Origin of the sequence: Desulfovibrio sp. UIB00, assembly GCF_022508225.1 — a bacterium.
Lineage (GTDB): Bacteria > Desulfobacterota > Desulfovibrionia > Desulfovibrionales > Desulfovibrionaceae > Desulfovibrio.
Genome location: NZ_JAETXJ010000002.1, coordinates 213,131 through 231,606, shown reverse-complemented (window position 1 = coordinate 231,606; position 18,476 = coordinate 213,131). Strand labels below are relative to the sequence as shown.

Here is an 18,476-nt window from a genome sequence, read left to right as displayed (position 1 = left end):
CTACCCTAATAATGCCTGCATGTGCAATAATTAAACACTGCTACATCAGGTGCATTTAAACGGTTCAACAAACCGACTCAGCAATCCCTGACAGTCAGACTGCCAGCAATAAATTTTGTGGCAAAGGCAGCTTCAAAAAACGGCTTTTGTACGTGCCGCAAGCTGCCGCTAAAACATGTTCCAGAATGAGGGTCTGACTGGTTTCAGCTTTTTACGTGCCGCCACCATATCCAGATGCATCATGCCAAGCGCCAGCGCATCCAGATTGGGAACAAACTCGCGCTCGCGCAGATCCACTGCCGGGCAGTACGACTTGCACTTGGTGCACCAATCCAGCCGCTCACCGTGAGCAGTGCCGCTTTCTCGCAGCAATTCCATCACCCCGCTGCCTTCCTCGCCGCATGCAGGGCATGCGCCACGGCGGAATTTCCAGTCCGCGCCGCACACGCCGCAGTGCAGGTGTTTTTTACCGCCGCCGCCCGCGAGAAAAGCATTTTTTTCATCAATGCTGGGTTTATCCATCCATCCAATGGTGGGCAGTGCGCCGCACACAGGGCAATAGCCCTGCCGCCACACATCGCCGGCTTCCCAAGGGGTGTCGCCCTCTGCGGCCACGGCCTGGGCGGTCATGCCTCGCAAAATCGGCGCAACGATGAACCCGGTCACAAAGTCCAGCACCAAGGGGTCAAGGCCCATTTTTTCAGCCAAAGCCGCCAGGGCATCCCTGTCGCCCGAGGCAGCTGCGCAAACCAGCTCTTCTGCTCGCTGGGCTTCTGCTCCATCAGATTTCAGAAAAAAATCCGTGAGCTTGGCCTTGTGGGGAACGACGGCGTCCATGCGGCACAGCATGGGCAGCAGCTTTTCTGCGCAAATACGCACCGCTGGGGCCACGCCCGCAAAGGGAGCTCCGGCAAGCATTGAAACACCCTGTTCCATCCGCTGCGGCTCAGCCTGCGGCAGTGACAAGCCCTCTTTTTTAAGGCATTCGGCCACAGCATCACCAAGCGCTTCCTGGGCGGTGAGCAGCGGTTCAAACGACCGCAGCACAGGGGCCAATACCGGACGCCACGAGATAACTTCTTCAAGGGTTTGGGCAACGGTTTGCCTTTTAACAGCCATTGATACTCCGTATGCCGAGGGGTACTCCCGGCTGATTTCCCAAACGATGCAACACTGAGAATGTTTGCTCCCAATGTTTTCAAAAATGCTCATTCCGGCATTTCGCAGTGCAGGTGCAAGCGGTGCTGTCATTTCCGAGTACCGATCTGGTACCGGGCTGACAGACCTTTACCTTGCCTTGGCAAACACGAGTTCAAGGAGCCCCCGCGCAATTCAAGGAGAGCCTGCTCCAACCGGTTGAGGCAAAAACCAGGGGCCGCTCCAGCAACATTCACGCCGCAACAAGGCAAACGTGCTTACTGGTATTGTACCCTGATGGTGAACCAAAGCGAAGGATTTGCCAAGCCCCCGCAGTGCTTTTCTACCCCCGCAGCCATACGACTGCGGGGGTAGAGGGGATAAGGCCTTACATGAAGGCCGCGTGTTCGTAGTAGTGTTCTTTTTCTTCGGCCAGCAGGTAGATGACGCTCACATCTTCTACATCAGCCAGAAAAGCCTTGGGGAAGGTCTTTTTGACTGTTTCAAGCCGCTTTTTGGCCATGGGCAGGATTTCCTCCCTTTCGCCAAAAGCCATTGTGCCCGTGGGGCACGTCTTGACGCAAATGGGCAGCATGCCCGCAGTGACGCGGTCAATGCACATGTCACACTTGGTCAGGCACTTGGTCTTGGGATCCAGCCGGGGGATGTTGTAGGGGCAGGCGTCAATAACGGCCTGCGCATCCTCGGGGCTCAGCTTGGCGCTTTTGTCCGTGGCTATCACCATACCCGTTTTGGGATCCTTGATGATGGCGCCGGGCACGGCCATGTCGGCCACTTCCTTGCAAATGGGCGTAAGGCAGTGGCGGCACTGGTCGGGAAAGAAGTTCCACACAACGGTACCGTCAGGCTTCATACGCTCGCGAAAACGAACAATCTTGAGGTTGTTGGGGTTCAGATCCGGCGGATTCTGATGAGTGCCGCGCTGCTTGGTCTCATTGGCAGGCAGGTCATGCCATTCCTTACAGGCCAACTGGCAGCCCCGGCATGCCGTGCACCGAGTGGTGTCGATCAAAAAAGTCTTCGGCATAGCAATGCTCCTTGGCGGGCGCACTCCACTAAGGAGCGCGCCCGGCTCGTTAGCCTATTTCGGTCAGCTTGTCGGCCTTACGCAGATTGACGCAGCAGGCCTTGGATTCAGGAATGGTGGTGTTGGGGTCAAACGCACCAACGGTCAGCCGGTTGGTGGAGTCGCCGCACTTGGGCGTTGTCCAGCCAAAGGCAAAGGGCATACCCACAAGGTGGATCGTTCTGCCCATAACCGTAAAGGGACGAATGCGCACCGTCACCATGGCGATGGCCTCGCAGGTACCGCGAATGCTTTCAAGAAGGACGCCATCGCCGTTCTTGATGCCCTTTTCCTTGGCCAGCTCTGGGCTCATTTCCACATAGAGCTGAGGCTCGGTTTCAAGCAGGTTGGGCACATTGCGCGTTTCGCCGCCGCCGCACCAGTGTTCGGTGAGGCTGTAGGTGGTCAGCACATAGGGGTAGTTGGGGTCAGCGGGCGCGGCGATCTTGTCCATATCGGAGGTATGGAACTTGTACACCGGGCTGCTCAACTGCCTTGAGAACGGATGGCTGGCCAGAGGCGTTTCCGCAGGTTCGTAGTGTTCGGGGAAGGGGCCGTCAGCTGGGCCAGCGGCGAAGAACTGGGAGTGACCGTCCTTCACCATGATGAAGGGCAGCTTGCCGCCCTCATTGGCCATGGGCGGCCAGGGGCCGTCGGGGACGTCGCCCACCCACTTGGTGCCGTCCCATTCAATAACCGCACGCTTGGGATTGAACGGCTTGCCGTTCACATCCACAGAAGCGCGGTTATACAGAATGCGGCGGTTCACCGGCCAGCACCACGACCAGTTGGGGAACAGGCCGATATTGGCCTGCATGGGCGTCTGACTGGTATTACGGCGTTTGGACTTGTTGCCATCTTCTTCTGTCCAGCTGCCTGTGTAAATCCAGTTGAGCGACGAGGTCGTACCGTCGTCCTTCAGCGCCGCGAAGGCAGGCACAAGCTGACCGCGCTTGTACTGCTTGTCGCCCACCTTGGTATCGGCCCAGAAGAAACCGTTGATGCGGCGCGCCCAGTCAGAAGCGTCGTACTTGTCCGGCCAATTCATCTTGAGGATGGGCTCGGGCAAGACGCCGCCTTCGGCCTTGTAGAGATCGCGTATCTGGTTGAACAGGGGCACAACAATGTCTGCAAAGTTGCGTGCTTCGCCGCCGGGCTTAACGCCCTGATCGAACCACTGCAACCAGCGGCCGCTGTTGCTGATAGTGCCTTCCTTTTCAATGCGGTGAGCCGAGGGCAAAAGGAACACTTCGGTCTTGCAGGCCTTGGGGTCCACACCGGGACGCTTCCAGTTGTCCGTGGTTTCCGAATTGTGCAGCTCAGAACACACGAGCCAGTCCAGCTTGTCCAGAGCGGCCCGCATCTTGTTGGTGTTGGGGAAGCTGTTCATGGGGTTCACGCCAAAGATGAAACCGCCGCGCATTTTGCCCTGATAGACTTTATCCATGGCAAACATGTATGAGCAGTCTTCGTTCGGCTCCAGCTTGGCCAGCAGGTCATAGCAGAAGTCGTTTTCAGGCGTGGCTTCATCACCAAACCAGCCCTTGAGCAGGCTGGCGATATACTTGGGCCTGTTGCTCCACCAGTTGGCGCTGTTGGGCAGCTTGGTGACAGGGGTGTTGGCCTTGTTGTAGTCGGTCAGGGTCTGCCACGGGGCGCGAGGGGTGCCGTGGTAGCCGGGCAGGTTGTTGTACAGCAGGGCATGGTCGGTGGAACCCTGCACATTGGGCTCGCCGCGCAGGGCGTTGATGCCGCCGCCAGCCACGCCGATATTGCCCAGCAGGAGCTGGATCAGCGAGGAAAGACGAATGTTCTGCACGCCCACGGTGTGCTGTGTCCAGCCCAGAGCGTACATGATGGTGCCAGCCTTGTCGGGGCCGCCAGTGGCGCAGAAGGCCTTGTAGACCTTGAGCAGATTTTCCTGCGAAACGCCCGTAACGTCAGAAACGTTTTTAAGCGTGTAGCGGGAATAGTGCTGGCGCATCATGTTGATGACGCAGCGCTCGTTCTGGAAGGTGGGATCGACAACAGGCTTGCCGTCGGGACCCATTTCCAGCGCCCATGTCTTTTTGTCGTATGTGCGCGTGACCGGATCATAGCCGCTGAAAAGGCCGTCGTTGAAAGCATAATCCTTGCCCACCACAAAGGCGGCATGGGTGTACTTTTCAACATATTCCTTGAAGTACAGCTTGTTTTCCAGAATGTAGTTGACCATGCCGCCCAGGAAGGGAATATCCGTTCCCGAGCGCAGAGGCACGTGGAAGTCGCAACGGGCGGACGTGCGCGAGAACTTGGGGTCAACGTGCATAAGCACGGCCCCGTTGTCCTTGGCCCGCATGACCCACTTAAAGGCGACAGGATGATGTTCAGCGGCATTGCTGCCGATAATAAGCACTGCATCGCTATTCTTGATATCGATCCAGTGGTTCGTCATAGCACCGCGTCCGAACGACTCTGCCAGAGCCGCAACAGTGGGGCTGTGTCAGACCCGTGCCTGGTGGTCCATATGGACAACACCCAGGCCGCGTATTGCTTGGTGAATGACTGCGCATTCTTCGTTGGAGGCGTGCGAGGTACCCATCCAGAAGATGGAATCAAGACGGTTGACCGTCTGCCCCTTGGCATTCTTGAGAATAAAATCTTTGTCGCGGGTGTCTTTAACCCGGCGGGCGATCTGGGCCAAAGTCCAGTCCCAGTCTTTTTCCACCCAGTGATCACTGTTGGGCGCGCGGTAAAGCGGCTTCTTCAGGCGGTGGTCATTGGTGTACATGCTGAAGAGCGCCGCGCCCTTGGCGCAGAGCGCACCTTCGTTAACGGGAAAGTCCGGGTCGCCCTCTGTGGAAACGAGCTTGCCGTCACGCACATAGGCTATGACCTGACAGCAGACCGAACAGAAGGGGCAGACGCTGATGACTTCCTTGGCGCCTTCTATCTTGAGTTTTACGGCGTAAGCCTGGGCCTCGCCCAGGTCGAAGCCCAGCTGCCCCAATGTGAGGCAGAGAACTCCTGCACCGACGCCCTTGAGGAAGCTCCTCCGGGTGCTTTTCATGATGACACTCCTTTTTTAGGCCAATCACGCAACGCAAGGTCAGAACTCCTGCGTTGAACAAGACGCCTCTGAACTGCGTCAATTAACAAGATGGAGATTTGTTTTCACCATAGTTGAAAAAACGTGATATCGCAAGATACTTACATTTTTTTAAAGAGAACCGACCCTATTTGTGACCATTTTCCCAATGATATAATTTTGCATGCCATTTCATGGAGATGGAACACTATAATTGATAGAATTGCACACACAAACAGCATAAACTGGGCGATATTTTTTCTCTTGCTACCCCTGAAATAATTATACTTTTTTCTTAAAAAATTACGTCCACTCCTCGCTTATTGGTGATTCTATCGCACTAAAAAAGGCCCCGAAAAAAATTTCGGAGCCTCCGCAAAAAGGCGTGTCCGCCTTTGCACAAGATTCAGAATTATTTACCGAACCAGCACTTGGGATAGGTGCAGGTGTGGCATGCCAGGCAGTAACCGCCCTCACCCATACGGGCAGCCTCGGCGCGGGTCAGGCCACGGCCTGCCAGCATGCGCGGCAACACCAGATCAAGGAAGGTTGTTTTAAAATACAGAGCGCAGGCGGGCACGCCCAGCACCTGCATATCTCCCTGCGGGCCAGGGATGCGGCCCATGAGGCTCATGGTGCCGGGCAGGATGGGCACGCCGTGCAGCACGTCTGTCAGGCCTGCTTCCACAAGGGCCTGACGGGTCACATCGTCCGGGTCAACGGAAAGCCCGCCCGTGGTGATCAGCAGATCGGCCCCGGCCTCGCGCATGGCAGCCACGGAGGCCTGCATCATGGCTTTGTCGTCCGGTACGATGTCGGTGCGCACCACGGTGCAGTCCAGCATGCTGACCTTGGCGGTGATGACGGGGATGAACTTGTCTTCAATAATCCCCTGAAAAACTTCGGTTCCGGTCACAAGGATGCCCACGCGGGCCTTGCGCAGAGGCAACACGCGGAACAAAGGCCCGCCTTCCAGCGCTTCCAGCGCCTGACCAAGCCGCTCGCGCGTAATGTGGAGCGGGATGGCGCGGGTGCCGCAAAGCGGGCCGCCCTGCTTGACCAGGGTTCCATCCTGACGTGATGCCACCATGACCTCAGGTACCAGATTGAACCGCGTCATGCGCTCCACATCCACGCAGAAAAGTCCGTTACAGGCAGCCTTGAAGTCAATTTTGCCTTCATGGGGCGGCAGTTCGTAGGTAACGCCTTCGCCAGCCATGCGGCGCGCAAAAATTTCCGCCACTTCATTTTCATGCACCAAGGCACGAGGATCATCAGGGGATACCTGCGCGCTGGCTGGGGCATCATCTGTAATGGCCACATGGAAGCGGCCCATCTGCTGCAAGCGGCAGATATCGCCCACAGAAATGCGCTGCCCGGCCTTGAATTCCGGCCCTTTGAACTGGCCGGGATCAATACGGGTCATGTCGTGGGCCACGGTTTTGCCCACGGCTTCTTCCACAGGCACAACACGAACGCCCGTTGCGGCATTGTGGCGCTCTGCGGCAAGGGCCTGACAGTCTTCCTTAAGCTCGCGCCGCGCCAGCACATAAGGGGCCTCGCCCTGACAGCCACGACACACGGGACCGTCTTCCACCGGGTAGGCCTCGCCGCACACGGGGCAGCACAAAATGCGCGTCATGTGCTTGTGGCCCATAAACCGCCGCTTGACGGTGATGGGCTCCACCTTGCAGATGCTGTCGCCCGCAGCTTCAATTTCTGATTCCAGCAGGGCGATATCCTGATCTTTTTTGGCCTTTTCCTTAAAGAACCAGGCCTTGAGTTCGGGATAGGCAGCCATCTTCACCGGATCCAGGCTCACGCGCACGCCCTCGCCAGTATGCTTGTCAAACAGCGATACAGCGTAGCGGCCCAGATTGTGAATCTTCATCCAGTTGTTGCCTATGCTGCACAGGGTGAGCAACTGAACCGCGTCAGGCAGGCACTTGCCCGATTCCACCACGGCCTCAAACAGCGTGCCCTCGGGCAGATGACGCTTGGCAAGCTCCACCATATAGCCGCCCACAAGCAGACCCGGTGCGGCATAGCCGTGAAAATTCTCTGCAAGGCGATGAAATTCCTTAAACGTATAAGCCCCAATATCCATGTTTGCTCCAAATCACCGCAGCGGGCTGACCAAAGCCATATGCTGCGGCAGTGTTTTCACGCGCGTTTTCTCCGCTCGCCCGGGCAGACGCGCAGCCGCGCCGGGTAGCAAATATTGGTTGGCGGCAGATCAGCTTCCGCCGGATAATCACGATTACTTAGATGACCGTGAACTGGTAGAGAGAGACTAATGGGAAGCGCTCAGAATATCCAGCGCCCTTTGCAGGTCATCGGGGCGGTTCAGATTGAAAAACGGACGGGCTTCTTCCGGGCCATAGGGCAAACGGCACTGCCGCTCAAGTGGCACGACCCTGTTGAGCCTGCCGCCGTGAAAGGCCAGCGAATCTTCAAACCAGGGCAGCGCCGCTGTTTCGTATACCGCAGAAAGAGCCTCGGGTCTGCCGCTGACCGCATCCATATAGAGCGTGGCAAGGGTATCTGCCGGGGCAGCGTTGCGGGCGGCAAGCAAGTTGCGCAAGGTGGGCGCATCCATAAAGGGCATGTCGCAAGAAAGCACCAGCACGGCAGAAAATCCCTGCGCCTGCGCCGTGCGCAGGGCCGCGACCACCCCCGCTACGGGGCCGCAGTCATTTTTTTCATCAAAAATACACTGATACCCGGCTCGGGGAAGCCCCGGCCTGCACGACACCCAGCACTGCGGCAGCAAGGCGGTCAGCAGCGTGTGCGTACGGGCCAGCAGATCGGGATTGTCCGAACCGTAGACCCGCAGCAGCGCCTTGTCGCGGCCCATACGAAAGGAAAGCCCCCCCGCCAGCACCACGCCCGCCACGCGCCCCCGCAATGTATCCATCATGCCTCCTGCCCGACCTGTTGTTCCGCCCTATGATGCTGCGTGGTTGTGTTCTGCGCACAAAGGGCAATTCTTTGGGGGGCTGAAACCTTGGCCTTTTTGCACCCCGCGCTCCCCTATGATAGGGTTTGGCGATGATGCACCAACAGCCCCCTGTACCGCAAGCCTGCATGAGCGAGTCGGAAATCGTTGATTTCCGCTCTGCACCAGTGCAGCGCAGGGCCGCCAGCCTTGCCGCGCACTGTGCATCTGAAATGGAACTCATTGAAAAAACTTTTATCTTTGTACGCGACAGCATTGCTCACTCGGTGGACTGCGGCGGCACTGCCGTTACGTGCAGCGCATCGGAAGTACTGCAAGTGGGCCAGGGCCTGTGTTATGCCAAGGCGCATCTTCTGGCGGCATTGCTGCGCGCCAACGGCATCGCCGCAGGATTTTGCTACCAATTGCTGGGCTTTGAAGATGAGCACGATCCCCACCGGGTACTGCACGGCCTCAACGCCGTATGGATCAGCGAGCGGCATATCTGGCGGCGGTTGGACGCGCGGGGCAACAAGCCCGGCGTTGACGCGCAGTTCTTGCCAAACGGCCCGGAGCAACTGGCTTTTACCGTGCATCCGCAGTGCGGCGAGGAGGACTATCCCCATATTTTTGCAGAGCCGGACCCCGGCGTGATTCTGGCCCTGCGCGGTTACAGCACTATGGCCCAACTGCTGGCCCGCCTGCCGCAGCAGCTTGCCCGCCCTGTTTGATCCCGCCCCAGTGCATGCTGCCTCCCTGTGTGCAGCGTCCCGGCATCCCTGTTCCATACTGCAACTACGTCAGCGGCTTGCGGCCAATCAGCCCCCGAGGCACGTTGTGCCGCAGGCCAGCATCTGCTATGCTCTGCCCCGCCGCAGGTCAAAGGCCTCGGCGCGAAAGCCTTCCCGGCAACGGCCCGCCACGCGGGCAACACAGCCGCAACGGAGAACGCATGGGTCAGGACATTTTCGACCTTATTATAGTGCTTATACTGGTATTTTTTGGCACACGGGGCTTTATCCACGGTTTTGTGGGCGAAGTAGCCGGGCTTATTTCGCTGCTGGGCGGCTTCTGGGCTGCGCACCATTACCACCCGCTGCTTGCGCCGCGCCTCACGCTTATCACCGATCCCTCATGGCGCATCATTGCGGCATACGTGCTCATTTTTCTGGGTGTCATCATTTCAGTGGCCATCCTTGCGCGCATCCTGCAAAAAATACTTTCTTTCTCTTTTGTTTCGTGGGCAGACAAACTGGCTGGCGGCATGCTTGGTCTTGCCAAGGGCGTCCTGCTCTGCTCTCTGGCCCTGCTGTTTCTGCAAAAATTTTTCGCGGGCGCGCCCTTTATGCAGCATTCGCGCGCACTGCCCTACTTCAACGCGCTCATGACCCAGGTACACGGCTGGCTGCCGCCTGACCTCACCGCCCGCCTGGGCATTTAACTGCCAGAATTACCAAGGAAACACGCCATCATGGAAAAGACCGCCCTCGAAGAATTGCAGCTCATCATCGACAAGCTCACCGCTCCCGACGGCTGCCCCTGGGACAAGGAGCAGACCCCTGAAAGCCTTGCCGAATACGTCATTGAAGAAAGCCATGAGCTTGTGAGCGCCATCCGCTCCGGCAATGTGGCCGACATCCGCGAAGAACTGGGCGATGTGGCCTTTTTGCTGCTTTTTGTGGCGCGCCTGTATGAAAAACAGGGGCAGTTCAACCTTGATGATGCCCTCAACAACAACAGGGCCAAGATGATCCGCCGCCACCCCCACGTGTTCAGCAACACGGTTTTTGACAGCCTTGAAGAACAGCTCAAAGCCTGGGAAAAAATCAAGCGCGCCGAGCATACCGATGACGAAGGCAAGCCCAAAGGCCTGTTTGACAGCCTGCCCGAGAGCCTGCCCCCGCTTGCCAAGGCCTACCGCATCAATTCCAAGGCGGCCCGCGTGGGCTTTACCTGGCAGGAAGATGAAGAGGTGGAACAGCAGGTGGAAGCCGAATGGCTGGAATGGCTGGACGCCTCCGCTGGCGGCGATCAGGATGCCCAGAAGCACGAACTGGGCGATTTGCTGTTCAGCATTGCAGAGCTTGGCCGCCGCAAGGGCATCAAGGCCAGCGAAGCTCTGGACTACGCCAACCGACGCTTCCTCAAACGCTTTGCCCGCATGGAAGAAATCGCCCGCGAGAAGAATCTTGATTTTTCGGCCCTGACCCTTGATGAAAAGGACGAGCTGTGGAACACAGCCAAGGCCGAGGAAACTGCGGCAAAGGCCTGACGGTCGCAACCATGCGTGCCCAGCCATTGCGAAAAACCCTGAGGCGGCCTGCTCCGCTGACCGCCGGAATTGCGGCCCGATTGCCCCTGCTGGCCCTGCTTGTGGCGGCTCTGGTGGTCGGCCTATGCCTCGCGGCCTGCACAAAGCACAGCGGCACGGCAACCTCCCTGCGCCGCGAGCAACCAACTGGGAACACATCCCTGCTGCCACGCGCCGATCCGGGGTATCTGCAATGGCTTGAGCGCCAGTCCATGCTCGGCTCCACCCAGGAACTGACAGGGCAGGTTTCCGGCACGGATCTTATCTGGCGCAACAGCGCCTCGGCACGGCGTGTGCCCCTGCTGCTCACCGCTGCGCCCAACTGGTTTGACGTGAACCCGCACAGCCTTGGCGCGGGGCAGCCAGCCCTACGGGCGCTGGCCCAACCCGGCGTGGACGCCTTTTGGGCGCAAGCGGGCTTTGGCGGACTTTTCCTGGCTCCTTTGGGCGAAAAAGGCGACATCTGGAGCGCCCATGCTGCTTCCGCGCTGCCTGACGCCGCATCTGAGGCGGGCGACAACGTCACCGCCCTGCGGCCAGACCCATCACTGGGCACCGGCGAGGATTTTTCGAGGCTGACTACAAAGCTTGATCAGGCGCAGATGCAGATGGGCGGAGAACTCCCCCCAGCCGCTACGGGGCTGGGGCCGGATTTTATCCTTCAGGCACGCCGGGCCTCGCGCTTTGACGGCCTGTATGCCATGATGTCTGTGCCGCAGAAAGACTGGGATATTTTGCCCGCCACCGCTGGCGAATGGGACTGCCTGCCCCTGCGCCAGACCGCTGTGGCGGAATTGCGCAAACGTGGAGTCGTTCCTGATCAGTTGCGGCGCGACACCCTTGACTGGGCAACCCATGGAGGGTGGGCCGTCACCGGCGAAGTGCGTGGCGCGGATGGCCAGGTGCGGCGCTGGGTTTACCGCTACAGCGGCAACGCCCTGCGCCCCGTACTGCTGTGGCAGGATCCTTCCGGTCAAGCTCGGCGGGTATTTTCCGCAGCGGTTATCCAGCACACGGGCTTGCAGCAGCAAACGCTTGCGGGCATCAGGCTGGAGGCCCTCATGGGGCTGGACGCGCAAGTTGAAGGCCAGAGCGGGGGCAGAACAGACCCTTCGACGCTGGTTCCGGGCCTTGAAGCTTTGGAATCCCTGGCGGGCGAGGTGCACCGCTATGGCGGATGGGCCGTGCAGGATGATGTGCTGCCCCCATCACTGACCAAAGCGGTGCTTGCCACAGCCGTGGATTTCAGCCGCGACAGCATCACCCCGGCTGCCGCCGCATATGCCCTGCTGAGCGGCGATGCCGCGCCCCTGAGCGCATTGCTCAAGGCATCGCTTACGGTAGGCGTTGACCACAGCCGCCTTGCTCGTGGACTGCGGGACAGGCAATATGTTGACTGGCGTCCCCTGCTGGATCTGCCGGACGGTCAGGCCTTTGTGCGCCGCGCGCAGTCCCTTGCCAAGGGCGCACCAGAAGCCTCGGGCTTGCCCGTCACCCAGGCGGAACTGGCCGCTCGCGCCCTTGGGCTTGACGCTGCCAGCGCAGTGCGCCCTGAGCATGCGCAAACCATGGAATCCGCCTGCCTGCTCCTGCTGGGCTGGCGCATTGGCTTACCGGGCCTGACATTTTTAAACCCGCAGGATCTTACGGGCGCGATGGGATTGCCGCAGGGTTCTGGCAAGGGTGCGTCCAGCGCGGGCAGCGTGCCCCTGTGGGGAGCCACAAACCTGCCCGGCGGGCAAAGCCCCGCCACATTGGCCTTTGGCCCGCTGGACATGCAGTGGAGCCGGGAAACAAGTTTTGCCAGACAGATTGCCCGCCTGTTGCAAGCCAGACGCGCCACGGGACTTGCCTCTGGCCGCCTTGTGCAGGTGGTGAACGGCCCTACAGGCTGCGTTGCGACCCTGAGCGCCCTGCCGGGCGGCGGCTACTGGCTGCTGGCTGCCAATTTTTCAGACCGAAAACAACACCTTGCCTGCCCTCTGCCCGCTGGCGCGCAAGGCCCCGCGCGTGATGTGCTGAGCGGCCAGAGCCTGCCCACGGGGCGCGCCGTAGAAATTGACCTCGAAGCCCGTCAGGCGCGACATATCCTGCTTGGCGAGCCGAAAACGCATGAAGGAGCGATGCCATGACCCAGACCAGCGCCCAGAATCCCGAAGACCAGGCTGTCTGTCAGTCCGGGGGCCAGCAGACAAATGCGGAAGGGGCACACGCCCAATCCGAAGCGCAAGCTGCCAAGGCAGTTTCCCAGCCAGCTGCACCGGCTCCCGAACCTGCTGGCGCGGCGCAGGCCGCTGCGAGCGCAGCAGCAACAGCGCCTCAGTCCGAGGGCGCAGCCCCCAGGGCTTCCCGCCCAGTGACGATCTCGGCCAAGGGATTCAGGGGAATGTTCGGCAACTCCGGCAAGGAAGGCAAACCAGCTGCCTCCGCAAAACCGACAGAACCCGCTCCTCAGTCAGCCGCTCCCGGTTTTGCCGACAATATTTTTGACGCAGCCAGCGTTGTTGGGCCGCTTGCCCTCTTGCTCATCATGCTGGCCCAGGCCTGGCCCGCCCTTATGGGGCACAGCCTGTACTGTCCGCGCGAGGCCGCAGGCATTCTGGCCTTTACCCAAACCGCACAGAGCGGCATGTGGCTTGCCCCGGCGGGCGATGGTCTTTCGCAATGGCCCGTGTTTTTCTGGTTTTTGCGGGGCATTGAAGCTCTGCTCACCAAGACCGCGCCGCAGTTTGCCCATCTGCTCTTTCCTCTGGCCGCGATGACCGGAACCCTGATCTGCCTTGTGGCTGTATGGGTTCTTGGCCGCGTTGCAGGGCTGGATCGCCGGGCCGCTCTGGCTGGCGGCATGCTGCTGCTCTGCGCGCCCATCTTTGCGCCGCTCTCCACCTTTACCGGGCCGGAAGCTTTGGCCGCAGCTGTGACCTTGCTTTCCCTTGCCTGCCTTTGCCACGGCTGGCAGCAGCCGGGCACGACTATCACCCTGCCTCTGGGCTTTACATTGGCCGCATTGGCTGGCCTGACGGGCGGCCTTTTCTATCTGTTGCTGCCAGTGCTTGCCAGCCTGGCCTTTCTGCTCTGGCGTTGCGGATTCCGCCGCGCGCAAAAGGCGGACGGCCTCGTGGGTTTTGTGCTCATGCTGGGCATGGTCGGTTGCTGGCTCGCTGTTGTCATGCTCTGGCATCAGCCGGAGGGATACCTCAAGAACCTTGGCACCCAGCTTGTGACCTGGCCCATCACCAAGGCCACATGGTGGAAGCCTCTGGCCTTTGCGGCTCTGGGCCTGCTGCCATGGCTGGCTGTTATCTGCGGCGTTTCCTGGGCGCGCGTGCTGCGCACCGCCCCTGCTGATCTGGCAGCCTCCCGCAAGGAAAAAGCCGGGATGGCCTTTTTGTGGATAGCCCTTGTGTTCGCCTGCCTGCTGAGTATTTTTGCTGCCGACATGGTGGGCGCTGCCGTGTGCACAGCCTGCCTTGCGGCCCTCCTGCTGGGCAAGGCCCTGCTGCGCCTGCCTGTCGCCGGGGCCAAGCTGTTCTACATCATCGCGGCCCTGTGCCTGCTGCACGCCAGCATGGCCCTGGTAGCCGCAGGTTTTGGCTACACGCTTGACTGGCTTGGCAAGTTTTTCCACTTTACGCTTACAGAAAGCCAGCGTTCCGCCGTGCTGGGCCTCAAGGCCCTGCCCGTGCTGGGCGGCATCGGCATTGTGGCGGCAATACTGCTTGCCCGTCTGGTGCGCCGTGGCGCACACGGCGGCACCAGTGGTTCGCTCGTGATGTGCGCGGTCATAGCGGTTATTCTGGCCCAGCCCGCATCCCTCATGCTCATGCCGCAACTGGAAAAAACGCCTGAAGCGCAGATAAAGAGCCTGAGCGCCATCCTGACGCCCGCTCCTGCTGCCCCGGCGGTTCTGGCTCCTGCGGCGACTCCGGCCCCCGCGCCTGAAGCTCCCGTAGCAGCGCCGGCCGAGACCCCCAAACTTGAACCAGCCGCCCCGGCGACCGCGCCTGAATCCGTGCCCGCTGTTCCCGCTGAAAAGCCCGCCCCTGTGCAGGAACCTGCGGCTGCCCCTGCCGCCGCTCAGCCTGCGGGAGCGCCAGCTCCCCAAACAACGGCACCTGCGGCCCCGGCAGCTCCGGCTGAAGTTCCCGCAGCAGCGCCTGCGACCACTCCTGCCGATGCAGCCAAGGAACTTGCCAAGGAAGTGGTCAAGGAAGCCGCCCCCGCTGCACCTGCGGAACCGACCCCTGCGGCGCAACCAGAACAGCCCAAGGGCGCAGCAACTCAGACTCCTGCAAACTAGCTCAACTGCATCAGGTCGGCGCAGATCGCGCTCACAATACCAAGGCCCCTCCCACGAGGGGCCTTTTTTTTTGCATGATGGTTCAAACGCTCCCAATACGGGGGCATACACCAGCGAATGTCCCATCGTGCGGAACGTTTCAGCTTCGCCGCTTTGCCTTCGGTTACAGACAGTGAGGCTGCTGATCTCAGCCGCAAATAAAAAAGGCCCCGGAATCAACCGGAGCCTTTCATCTATCATTTGTTTGCGCCCGCACAGCGGGCATGGCGCGGAACGCGCCCTATTTGTTTATGGGCGGCACATCGCCACCAGCTTTGAGCATGGTGCCAAGGTGACGCCGGGCAAGGGCAAGCTCGCCTTCTGAAACTTCGGGCATATCCTTGGAACGCGCACCGCTCATGTCGTTGCCTTCTTCCACGATGGAAAGAGCGGCTGCCATGCGGCCCATGACGCAGAAAAAGCGCACCGGGTTCCAGTTATGCGCCTGCACCCAGGCAGCGGCATTGGGCGAATAGAGAAAATCCGCCTTGTTGTTGCGCATGATGGGGTGGGCCTCTTCATTGTTGCCCTTGGCCCAGGCCCGGAACTGCGGCAGAAGTTCAAGAAAGTCCAGCAGTTCCTTGTCCGTTACCGGAGGCTGTTTTTCATACACATTAACGCTTGCGCTGGAACTTGGGGCAGGCTGCTCCGCCTTTTTCTTGGCAGCAGGAGCCTGTGCGGCCTCGGCCATGCCGGGGGCAACAACCGTCAGCGGCAGGGCCAGCACCAGTGCCGCAAAAACACCGCAAAGAGATGAAATTTTATTCATTCAATACCGAACCGCGCTAAATTTCGAGAGTCTGTCCATATTATGGTAAGACTCCACATATCGCAGGGTGCCGGTTTTGCCGCGCAAAACCAGCGAATGGGTAACAGCGTACTTGGCACTGTAACGCACGCCTCTCAAAAAATCACCGCCGGAGATACCCGTGGCAGCAAAGAAGCAATCATCGCTGCGCACCAGGTCATGCACCGTGAGCACCTCGCGCGCGTCAATGCCCGCTTCGGTGATGGCTTCTTTTTCCACATACGACTGGGGATCCAGACGGGCCAGAATCTGCCCGCCCATGCCCTTGATGGCGCAGGCAGACAACACGCCCTCGGGGGTGCCGCCCGTACCCATCATGATATCAACCTCGGAACGAGGATCAACAGCCATAAGCGCGCCTGCCACGTCGCCGTCGGTTTGCAGCTGAATGCGCGCGCCTGCCTGGCGGATTTCCGTAATAAGCTTTTCGTGCCGGGGCTTGTCGAGCACAAAGACCACAAGATCCTGAACGCTCTTGCCCATGGCCTTGGCCACGTTGGCCAGATTGACCTTTACCGGCGCATCAAGGTCAACCACATCGCGAGCCTCGCGGGGCACCACCAGCTTCTGCATGTAGTAGCTGGGGCCGGGGTTGAACATGCTGCCTTTCTGCGCAACACCCACCACCGAAATGGCGTTGGGGCGGCCATAGGCCAGCAGATTGGTGCCTTCCACAGGATCAACGGCCACGTCAAGGCTGGGGCCGCAGCCCTTGCCGACTTTTTCGCCGTTAAAGAGCATGGGGGCATTGTCTTTTTCGCCCTCGCCGATAATGACCTTGCCATCAATACTGAGGGTGGCGAAGCTGACGCGCATGGCGTCAACGGCGGCGCCGTCACCGGCTTCCTTGTCTCCCCGACCGAGCCAGCGGGCCGATGCAAGGGCCGCAGCCTCGGTAATGCGAACAATATCCAGAGCCAGATTTTTCTCCGGTGCTTCCGCCATGATATCCTCCACTCAGATCAGCGTTGTGCAACACACTGCTCTTACCCCAGTGCGTTGCGGGCTTCAAGAAAAAACCCCCGCCCTTCGGGGCGGGCCATACGGCAACTCTTTTGCCGCACAGCCCTTTCCCATACATTTTTTTTATACAGCCTATTTATTGGGCAGGCTGAAACGCCCGGCAACGGGCGTCTGCCAGCCGCCGCCAAAGGGCATGCGGCTCATGTAGAGCGACAAAGGCTCCTGACGGCGCTTGAATTCAGCCCTGAACAGCTTGTCGCGCACTTCCATACGCGCAGCCGAAAGCGGGCCGGATTCCGCCTCCGCAGGCTGCAACAGATCTTCAAGAATCGGATCCAGATCCTCATAGGGCAACAGGCTGTCCGAATCTTTCTGACCGGGACGCAGCTCCGCAGAAGGAGCCTTGGTGAAAATTTCATCGGGGATGATCTCTGCCCCGCGATGGGCGTTGTACCAGCGACCAACAGCGTACACCTGGGTCTTGGTTAGATCGCCGATCACGGCCAGCGCGCCCACGGAATCGCCGTACAGAGTGCAGTAGCCCATTGCCCCCTCGCTCTTGTTACCCGTATTGAGCACAAGGGCGTTGGCCCTGTTGGCCAGCGAGGTAATGAGCGTGCCGCGTATGCGGGCCTGCACGTTTTCAAAGGTCACGTCGCCGGGCTTTTCTTCAAAAAGGTCAAGGCCGGGCTTGAGCGCGGTGGCAAAAGCATCCATGAGCGGGCCGATGGGCAGGGTCACGGTGGTGATGCCCAGATTTTCCGCCAGCTTTGCGGCGTCCGTCAACGAACCCTCGCTGCTGTGGGGCGAGGGCAGGAGCACGCCGGTGACGTTTTGCGCGCCAAGGGCCTCCACCGCCACGCTGCACACCAGGGCGGAATCCATACCGCCGGAAATGGCTACGATGCCCTTCTCCACCCCGCACTTGCGCACAAAATCCCGTGTGCCGAGCACAAGGGCGCGCCAGTAATCTTGTTCAACGCAGGCGGCCAGCGGTTCCGGGGCTTTAACAGCACCCTGCCCGCGCGCGGTATCCACCACAAGCACGTCTTCCTCAAAGGCCTTGCCCCGGGCAAGCAGCTGCCCGGTGGGATCAAAAACAAGACTCTGCCCGTTGTACACGCGGCTGTCGTTGCCGCCCACCATGTTCACCGAAAACATATGCACATGATGCCGCGCCGCCACGTGCGAAAGCAGGTGTTCGTCCGTTTCCTGCGCGCCCACGCTGAAGGGCGCCGCCGCCATGTGCACAAGCGCGTCCACGCCGCGCTGCACCAGTTCCATCAGCGGATTATGACCGCTGGCGTAACGGGTTTTCCAGAACGAAGCGTCTTCGCTCTGGGCATCTTCGCACAAAACAACGCCGATGCGCCAGCCGCCCATGGTGACAATGCCGCACGAAATGCCACGGTCAAAATAGCGGGCGTCCTCATCTGTGGATTCGGCCACGCTGTTCTGCCCCTGATTCTGATACACCTTGCGCGAAACAACCTGCCAGCCGCCTTTTTCAACCAACACTGCCGCGTTGGAAAGCAGGCCCGAGGCATACACGCTGGGCACAGGCGCACCCACCAGCACGGCAGGGCCATCCTTGAGTTCAGCGGCCATGATATCCAGAGCCTTGAGGCAACCCGCCGCAAAACCCTGAGCGCAGAGGTAGTGGCCGGGGGCCACGCCGCAAAGCGCCAGCTCCGGCGTAACGCACAGGTTCGCCCCTGCTGCGCCTGCCTGACGGGCGGTGCTGATGATACGTTCCAGATTTCCGGCCACGTCGCCGGTAACGGTATTGCACTGCAATAGGGCGATTTTCATGCCGATGCCTCCCC

Annotated in this window: 13 protein-coding genes; 5 read left to right on the top strand and 8 right to left on the bottom strand. The window is 60.1% G+C overall.

The genetic code is table 11. The features are described 5' to 3' along the window. Positions 1–168: 168 nt before the first annotated feature. The 5 genes from JMF94_RS03920 to JMF94_RS03900 form a co-directional block, all read right to left on the bottom strand. On the bottom strand, positions 169–1,119 hold the full coding sequence (locus JMF94_RS03920; protein WP_240823871.1) for a formate dehydrogenase accessory protein FdhE: 951 nt from the start codon (positions 1,117–1,119) through the stop codon (positions 169–171). Positions 1,120–1,525: 406 nt separating this feature from the next. Next, positions 1,526–2,185 carry a 4Fe-4S dicluster domain-containing protein gene (locus JMF94_RS03915; protein ID WP_240823870.1) on the bottom strand — a complete coding sequence of 220 codons (660 nt, stop codon included), beginning with the start codon at positions 2,183–2,185 and terminating at the stop codon, positions 1,526–1,528. 49 nt (positions 2,186–2,234) lie between these two features. Then, positions 2,235–5,273 carry a formate dehydrogenase-N subunit alpha gene (gene fdnG / locus JMF94_RS03910; RefSeq protein WP_240823869.1) on the bottom strand — a complete coding sequence of 1,013 codons (3,039 nt, stop codon included), beginning with the start codon at positions 5,271–5,273 and terminating at the stop codon, positions 2,235–2,237. A gap of 430 nt (positions 5,274–5,703) precedes the next feature. Beyond that, the gene (locus JMF94_RS03905; RefSeq protein WP_240823868.1) at positions 5,704–7,398 is read right to left on the bottom strand and encodes an FmdE family protein; all 1,695 of its coding nucleotides are present in this window, start codon (positions 7,396–7,398) and stop codon (positions 5,704–5,706) included. Positions 7,399–7,584: 186 nt separating this feature from the next. After that, positions 7,585–8,208 (bottom strand): molybdenum cofactor guanylyltransferase, encoded by a 624-nt coding sequence (locus JMF94_RS03900; RefSeq protein WP_240823867.1) that lies wholly within the window; start codon positions 8,206–8,208, stop codon positions 7,585–7,587. Between the two features lie 134 nt (positions 8,209–8,342). On the opposite strand from JMF94_RS03900, the gene JMF94_RS03895 reads away from it, so the two are divergent. From JMF94_RS03895 to JMF94_RS03875, 5 genes are all read left to right on the top strand, one after another. Beyond that, positions 8,343–8,960: a transglutaminase domain-containing protein gene (locus JMF94_RS03895; protein WP_240823866.1), complete on the top strand. Its 618-nt coding sequence runs from the start codon at positions 8,343–8,345 to the stop codon at positions 8,958–8,960. 221 nt (positions 8,961–9,181) lie between these two features. Beyond that, positions 9,182–9,670, top strand: coding sequence for a CvpA family protein (locus JMF94_RS03890; protein ID WP_240823865.1), 489 nt, complete (start codon positions 9,182–9,184; stop codon positions 9,668–9,670). A gap of 30 nt (positions 9,671–9,700) precedes the next feature. Further along, positions 9,701–10,501 carry a nucleoside triphosphate pyrophosphohydrolase gene (gene mazG, locus JMF94_RS03885; RefSeq protein ID WP_192112382.1) on the top strand — a complete coding sequence of 267 codons (801 nt, stop codon included), beginning with the start codon at positions 9,701–9,703 and terminating at the stop codon, positions 10,499–10,501. Then, a complete protein-coding gene (locus tag JMF94_RS03880) occupies positions 10,459–12,672 on the top strand; it encodes a hypothetical protein (RefSeq protein ID WP_240823864.1) in 2,214 nt (737 codons plus the stop codon). Before mazG ends, JMF94_RS03880 begins: the two co-directional genes overlap by 43 nt. Then, positions 12,669–14,840, top strand: a complete 2,172-nt coding sequence (locus tag JMF94_RS03875) for a hypothetical protein (protein WP_240823863.1) — start codon at positions 12,669–12,671, stop codon at positions 14,838–14,840. Before JMF94_RS03880 ends, JMF94_RS03875 begins: the two co-directional genes overlap by 4 nt. A gap of 280 nt (positions 14,841–15,120) precedes the next feature. Here JMF94_RS03875 and JMF94_RS03870 read toward each other — a convergent pair whose 3' ends face one another. From JMF94_RS03870 to JMF94_RS03860, 3 genes are all read right to left on the bottom strand, one after another. Continuing rightward, complete coding sequence (locus JMF94_RS03870; protein ID WP_240823862.1) at positions 15,121–15,648, bottom strand: serine/threonine protein phosphatase; 528 nt, start codon at positions 15,646–15,648, stop codon at positions 15,121–15,123. Then, the gene (glpX, locus tag JMF94_RS03865) at positions 15,649–16,632 is read right to left on the bottom strand and encodes a class II fructose-bisphosphatase (protein WP_240823861.1); all 984 of its coding nucleotides are present in this window, start codon (positions 16,630–16,632) and stop codon (positions 15,649–15,651) included. 150 nt (positions 16,633–16,782) lie between these two features. Further along, the gene (locus JMF94_RS03860) at positions 16,783–18,462 is read right to left on the bottom strand and encodes an NAD+ synthase (protein WP_240823860.1); all 1,680 of its coding nucleotides are present in this window, start codon (positions 18,460–18,462) and stop codon (positions 16,783–16,785) included. Between the last annotated feature and the right edge of the window lie 14 nt (positions 18,463–18,476).

Bases quoted from the DNA above. Each gene is read 5' to 3' on its own strand.
- JMF94_RS03875 (WP_240823863.1), top strand. From the start codon at position 12,669: ATGACCCAGACCAGCGCCCAGAATCCCGAAGACCAGGCTGTCTGTCAG.
- mazG (WP_192112382.1), top strand. From the start codon at position 9,701: ATGGAAAAGACCGCCCTCGAAGAATTGCAGCTCATCATCGACAAGCTC.
- glpX (WP_240823861.1), bottom strand. From the start codon at position 16,632: ATGGCGGAAGCACCGGAGAAAAATCTGGCTCTGGATATTGTTCGCATT.
- JMF94_RS03895 (WP_240823866.1), top strand. From the start codon at position 8,343: ATGATGCACCAACAGCCCCCTGTACCGCAAGCCTGCATGAGCGAGTCG.
- JMF94_RS03890 (WP_240823865.1), top strand. From the start codon at position 9,182: ATGGGTCAGGACATTTTCGACCTTATTATAGTGCTTATACTGGTATTT.
- JMF94_RS03870 (WP_240823862.1), bottom strand. From the start codon at position 15,648: ATGAATAAAATTTCATCTCTTTGCGGTGTTTTTGCGGCACTGGTGCTG.
- JMF94_RS03860 (WP_240823860.1), bottom strand. From the start codon at position 18,462: ATGAAAATCGCCCTATTGCAGTGCAATACCGTTACCGGCGACGTGGCC.
- JMF94_RS03920 (WP_240823871.1), bottom strand. From the start codon at position 1,119: ATGGCTGTTAAAAGGCAAACCGTTGCCCAAACCCTTGAAGAAGTTATC.
- JMF94_RS03915 (WP_240823870.1), bottom strand. From the start codon at position 2,185: ATGCCGAAGACTTTTTTGATCGACACCACTCGGTGCACGGCATGCCGG.
- JMF94_RS03905 (WP_240823868.1), bottom strand. From the start codon at position 7,398: ATGGATATTGGGGCTTATACGTTTAAGGAATTTCATCGCCTTGCAGAG.
- JMF94_RS03900 (WP_240823867.1), bottom strand. From the start codon at position 8,208: ATGGATACATTGCGGGGGCGCGTGGCGGGCGTGGTGCTGGCGGGGGGG.